This window comes from Herbaspirillum sp. B65, from assembly GCF_000333555.1.
GTDB classification, from domain to species: Bacteria; Pseudomonadota; Gammaproteobacteria; order Burkholderiales; family Burkholderiaceae_D; genus Herbaspirillum; species Herbaspirillum rubrisubalbicans.
Genome location: NZ_BADI01000875.1, coordinates 1 through 5,835 on the forward strand (window position 1 = coordinate 1; position 5,835 = coordinate 5,835).

Below are 5,835 nucleotides of genomic sequence, written 5' to 3' on the forward strand. Positions count from 1 at the left end.
GCAGCCCTGGCAGCGGTGTGGTCGGGGTGTAGATATGTCGATCAGTGTGCGTGGCGCTGCTGGAGCCGATCAGGCATTCCGGGTTCGGGATGACGATGTCGACCTTGTTGCCGGTCTTCGCGTCGTGCGCCTGGGTTTTCACGGTGCCGACGCTGCCCCGGTCGGGGAAGGTCAGGCGATAGCTGGTTACTTCGTTTGGCGCTAGGCGGACCACCGGGAGGCTTTTACCCGAGACGGTCTTACAATGTGAGGGATGCCTTCGGTGGTTGGCTCGCCACCAGCGACTTGCCCAACCAGTCACCCAGCTTGTCACCGGCGAAAGAGCCAATGACGCCACCCCGTAAACCGCCAATCGCGATACCGATGGGACCACCCAGTACGTCGACTGCGGCACCGAGCTTGGCGCCGGCCAGCGTGCCGGCCGCACAGCCGTATCCCTGGGCCTTTTCTTCACGGGTAGTGGCATTTTTGGCGGTATCAAAGACCTGATATGCGGCCGAGCCAATCGCCAGTGCACCACCGGCCTTGCCCAACCAGTCTCCGACCCGCCCCAAAGCGCCACCCGCACGGGCCATGCCGCCTGCTGGCGACTCAGAGGGCCTACTTGCTTGTACAAATTGACAGACACAACTGAAAACCCCCAACCGAGAGTGGTTGGGGTTTGAATATTGGTGGAGCCGGCGGGAATCGAACCCGCGTCCAGAAGCACTCTACAGACAGTTCTACATGCGTAGTGCAGCCAATTGGTTTTAATCCTGGCGACGCGGACGCACACGCTTCGACAGGACGAGTTACCTTGGATTTAATGACGTATCAAGTAACCCGATACGCCACGATTCCCTGTAAATGACTCTACCGCTGTTGCCAGCACACCCCAGGGAAGAAGTGCTGTAGAGCTAGAAGTTTCTTAGGTTTCTAGGTGCGATTTACGCTGCGAGAGCGTAAGATTCGTCGTTTGCATTTAAGCAGTTCCGGATGGATTAACGAGGTAACCAGTCCTCGGCATGCCCTGTTCCGCTTTGCAACCCCTGTCGAAACCAAGTCGGCCCCGTGGTGTTGAAGCTTCGCAAATCCCGCTGGGCGCGTGAACTTGCGTATTACGCTGGCCTCTCGCAGAGCTTCCTGAAGAGGCGCCCGTTTGATCGGCGGGAGGTCGATTATAACCTACTCCCTACTGTATGGGCAGCGCCAGGCTTTTCAAGGCCGGCCTGTGCGGCCTTTGCCTCACTGTATCGTCAGATCGACCCGTGCCTTCGGCTCCTGGGCCGGCAGGCCAGCGCCATCCAGCTTGGGCGCGATCAGGAAGATGCGCGCCGGTTCGATGATGCTTTGTTCCTGTAAATAATTTCGCACCTGGTCGGCACGCCGCTGGGCCAGGTTGCGCAGGTCGTCCTGGGTGATGTCGGTGTGCTCCAGGATCATCTTTTCCATCTCGGCCTCGGGCAGCGACTTGGCCAGGCCGATCATGTTGCGCGGCTTGTCGAACGTGCTGTCCTTGTAGACCCGCTCCAGATACTTGCCGCGCTCGGCCGCCGAGATGCGTACCGGGCCGGAGGGCTGGCCTTCCGTGGCGATCAGGTCGGCGCGCTTCAAGCCGCGCATCTTGCGCTCCAGCGCTTCACGACGCAGACCCTGGTCGTCGACCTGCGGATCGACGCGGCCGGTGATGTCGAGCTTGATGCCGGGGCGTTCATGCAGGGCGTAACCGAGTGCGTCGAGCTTCTTGCGCACCTCGTCGTCGATCTCGGAAGAGCCGGGGGCGAAGGCGATGTAATGCAGGTCGCCAATGTGTTCGTCAGCGCGGAACATCGAGCCGATCAAGGCGAAGGGTGAGGTGACGGCCTTGACGATGAGGTTCACGAATACCCGCACGATGATGCCGCCCACCGAAAATTCCGGATCGGAGAGCGAGCCCGAGATCGGCAGGTTCAGGTTGATGTTGCCGTCCCTGTCCTTGAGCAGCGATACCGCCAGCATCACCGGCAGGTTGGTGGCGTTGGGGCTGTCCACGCGTTCGCCGAAGGTGAGCTGTTCGATGCGCAGGTCGTTCTGGGCGACCAGCTTGTCGTTTTCGATCTTGTATTGCACGTCCATGGACAGCTTGCCCTTGGTGATCGGATAGCCGGCGTACTTGGCCGAGTAGGGCGTCAGGCGCGGCAGCTGGACGCCATTGGCGCTGGCCTTCAGGTCCAGGTACATGGGCTTGAACAGGGGGTTGAGCGCACCCGAGATCTGTAGCGGGGCGTCGTTGTCGATCTTGCCGCTGATGTTGACCGGTGCCGGTTGCGGCTTTTCCGAGGAAATCTGGCCGATGGTGCCGGCCAGGCCCGTCATGTTGGCCGTGTAGTTGGGTTTGACGAAGTTGTCGGTGTAGTTGATGTTGCCGCCTTGCAGTACGACCTGGCCGACTTGCACGATGGGGGTGTCGGCCGTTGGTGCCGCGCTGGTGACCGCTGTGGTAGAGGTGGTCTTGCGGGCGTTGGTGGCGCTACTTGCCGGCGCTTCCTTGCTGCCTTTCTTGTCGTCCGTGATCGAACCCTGTTGCTGGGCATCGGCGACCACGATGTCTTGCAGGTTCAGGCGACCCTGCTCGGAGAGGATGGCGCGCGCGTAGAAGTTGGCCAGCGTGACTTTCTCCAGCGATACCTGGGGCCGTCCGCCCAGGCGCGCCTGGATGCCGGCCAGCTCCAGCGTGCGCCAGCGCAGGAAGTCGGTGCCGGTGCGCTTGTCTTGCATCCGCAGGTTGGTGACGGCAGCGCTGCCCTTGTAGTCCAGCGCCAGCTTGCGCTCTTGCAGTGGCGGCGTGATGGCCAGCTTGCCCTTGGCACTGGCCAGGCCGCTGCTGAGGGTGACGTTGAGCACGTTGCTGAAGTAATGCTGGAAGGGCGTGATGGGCAAGTCCTTGATGTCCAGCTCCAGCTCCACGTTCTTGAAGTGCGGGGCGGCCTGGCCGCTCAGTTCGGCGCTGCCGTTCTGGTCGAAGCGCGCTTGCAGTTTGAAGGGAATGGCCTGGTCCAGCGTATCGCTGAGCGTGGGAGCCTGTAGCGCCAGCGATGACAGGCTCAAGGGCTGGGCGCCCTGGCCGGGCGGGGTCAGGCGCAGGTCGGCCAGTTGCACGCTGCTGTCGTCGAGCTTGAGATGGCCTTCACGCAGTTGCAGGGTGGTTTTGCCCGAGAGCTTGCCGGAGAGATCGGTGATGGGCGCACGCGCCAGGTAGTTCTGGTAGCCCGCCAGGTCCACGCCGTCCAGCGTGATCTTGCCTGCCAGCGTCGGTTTCAGGGGGTGCAGTTGACCATCGAAGCCCAGCTTGCCGTGGCCGTTTTCCACGGCCGACAGGGTCAGGCGCGCCGGCTGTGCATCGGCGGCGGTGGAAAGTTGGGCGGCGTTGAGTTCGATCTTGCTGAGCTTGATGGTTTGCGCGGGGGCGGCATTGGCTTCGTCGCGCCAGTTGATTTCACCACCGTGCAGGTTCAGTTGTTGCAGGACGATGGCCGCAGCTGGCGTGGTTGCAGCGGGGGTGGTGGCCTTGGCGGGAGCACTGCTGGTGCGCTTGCTGGCGGGTTTGGTTGGGCTGGCAAAGGCGCGCACCCAGTTGAGCTCGCCACGGGCATTCATGCTGGCCCAGACTTGCGGTTGCTCCAGCGTGAGCTGGCTGACTTCACCGCTGGCGGCCAGCAGGTCGAATTGCTTCAACTGCAGGGCCAGCGACTTGGCCTTGAGCAGGGGGGCGCGGGTCTTGTCTTGCAGGGCGATGTCATCTATGCGGATATCGCCGGCCAGGGTCACGGTGGGCTTGGCATCCTTGCGCGTGAAACCCAGGTCCAGTCGGGTGCTCAGCTTGGCGCTCTGGATCGCCACCGGCAGCTCGGCCGGGACGAAGGGCAGGTAGCTCACCAGGTCCAGTTGATCGATATCGATGGCGAAGGCCGATTCCTGCGAGGCAGTGAAGGGTTTGCTGCGGCCTTTCAGGTGTAGCGGCGTGCCATTGATGATGGCCGACAGTTGCGGCTGGACATAGCTGTCGATATTGCCGGGCAGGTTGGAGATGAAGGGCAGGCCCACTTGCAGTGCGGCGATGTCGATGTTCTTGCCGCTGACCTTGTCTTCGAAATGGATTGCGCCATCTTGCAATTGCATATTGGCCAGCGAGAAGCGCGCCTGGCCTTCGCTCTTGGGTTGCGCGGCCAGGCGGTCGAGGATGTCGGAGAAATTGTAGTGGCCGATGCCATCGGCATCGAGCCGCACCAGGTGCAGTTGCGGTGTGGTCAGCTTGATTTCATCCAGCACCGGCGCCAGGCGCAGCAGCGAGGCCGAGGACAGGTCGGCCAGCAAGCCCTGGGTGCTGAAGAAGGGGCGCTTGCCATCGGCTTCGTAGAGTGTGATGTCGGAGGCGCGCAGGGCCAGCTTGAAGGGGTTGAAGCTGATCTGGCCGATCTCCAGCTTGCGGCCGATCTGGGCCTGGGTCTGGTCGATGGCGATCTTGCGCACCAGCGCCGGCAGCGCGGCCCAACTCAATGCGGCCAGGGTCAGCAGGACTGCCACGGTCCAGGCCAGCCAGCGCAGCGGTCGACGCAGGCGTTGCCATGTGGGGTGTTGGGTCAGTGCGGCGATGCCCGGCTTGCTCATTGCGGTTTCCCTTGTCGGTGCCGGTCCGTCCTGGCGCAATGGCTGCGCAGGTGGCCGGTTCTGATTGTGATGGTAGGTGGGGCGGTGGCACGCCTATCTTGGCGGATGGATGCCGGTCTGCCGCCATTCTAATGCGCAGCGCCTTGGCTGTAACGCCGGGCTGCGCGGGAGTAGGAGGGGAAAGTCACGCCCAAGTTTCAACAAGGGCGCGCGCAGAGGGTAATCAGGCCAGTAGCGTCAGGATCTGCAGCGGCTCATGCAGCAGCGCATCGGCTTGCCAGCCGGCCGGCTCGGTGTGGCCGCAATAGCCCCAGGCGGCGGCGATGGTGGGCATGTCGGCGGCACGTCCGGCCTGGATGTCGCGCAGGTCGTCGCCGACGTACCAGCAGTCTGCGGCAGGCAGTTGCAGGCGTCGTGCGGCTTCCAGCAAGGGCGCTGGGTGCGGCTTGGAATGCGGGGTGGTGTCGCCGGAGACGATGCAGCCGGCATGGCCCAGGCCGATCTGCGGCGCCAGCACATCAGTGAAGCGCGCCGCCTTGTTGGTGACGATGCCCCAGGCGATGCCGCGTGCGTCCAGTTGCGCCAGCAGTTCCGGGATGCCGTCGAAGAGGCGGCTGTGGGTGGTCATGTTGGCTTGGTAGCGGTCCAGGAAAAGTACGCGCAACTCTTCATATTCTGCATCGCCCGGATGGATGCCCAGCGCTGCACCGATCAGCCCGCGGGCACCGGCCGAGGCGACCGGGCGTAAGCTTTCATAGGGGGCATTTTCCAGGCCTCTTTCGTGGCGCAGGAAGTTGGCAGCGGCCGCCAGGTCGGGGGCGGTATCGGCAAGGGTGCCGTCGAGGTCGAACAGGATCGCGCGCGGAGGGCGTAGTGGCATGGTGTTTAGTGCTGTGGAGAAAAACGCCGCAGCACTGGGCTGCGGCGGTGAGCGGTAGGGGTCTCGGCAGTCGGGCTGGGCGCAGGCTCAGGCCAGCTTGGTACAGGCCACCAGGTAATTGACGCTGGTGTCTTCGTTGATCCTATATTAATACCATAGGGCCGCCTACGCCCTTCCCGTCTTTCCTGTATCGAGGTAGCCCCCATGGCCAACGATTTCCCCATCAGCCTGTCGGCCCAGTTGCGCGAGCACCTGCGTGCCCTGCGCAAGCAGCAGCGCATGACCCAGGCGCAACTGGGCGAACGCATCGGCGTAGCCAGGCGCGCATC

3 protein-coding genes and 1 other RNA gene are annotated in these 5,835 nt (G+C 63.2%); all 4 read right to left on the reverse strand.

Annotated features, from left to right (window positions below; translation table 11 throughout):
* Nucleotides 1–239: 239 nt before the first annotated feature.
* Nucleotides 240–575: a hypothetical protein gene (locus tag I5W_RS20835; protein WP_148289162.1), complete on the reverse strand. Its 336-nt coding sequence runs from the start codon at nucleotides 573–575 to the stop codon at nucleotides 240–242.
* Nucleotides 576–669: 94 nt separating this feature from the next.
* Nucleotides 670–1,050: a transfer-messenger RNA gene (ssrA, locus tag I5W_RS30295) on the reverse strand.
* A gap of 174 nt (nucleotides 1,051–1,224) precedes the next feature.
* Complete coding sequence (locus I5W_RS20840) at nucleotides 1,225–4,626, reverse strand: DUF748 domain-containing protein (RefSeq protein ID WP_044530668.1); 3,402 nt, start codon at nucleotides 4,624–4,626, stop codon at nucleotides 1,225–1,227.
* Nucleotides 4,627–4,849: 223 nt separating this feature from the next.
* Entirely contained in the window at nucleotides 4,850–5,506 is a 657-nt protein-coding gene (locus I5W_RS20845) for an HAD family hydrolase (RefSeq protein ID WP_044530669.1), read from the reverse strand.
* Nucleotides 5,507–5,835: the final 329 nt, after the last annotated feature.

Excerpts from the sequence above, each read along its gene's own strand:
- I5W_RS20835 (WP_148289162.1), bottom strand. The coding sequence starts at position 575 with ATGGCCCGTGCGGGTGGCGCTTTGGGGCGGGTCGGAGACTGGTTGGGC.
- I5W_RS20840 (WP_044530668.1), bottom strand. The coding sequence starts at position 4,626 with ATGAGCAAGCCGGGCATCGCCGCACTGACCCAACACCCCACATGGCAA.
- I5W_RS20845 (WP_044530669.1), bottom strand. The coding sequence starts at position 5,506 with ATGCCACTACGCCCTCCGCGCGCGATCCTGTTCGACCTCGACGGCACC.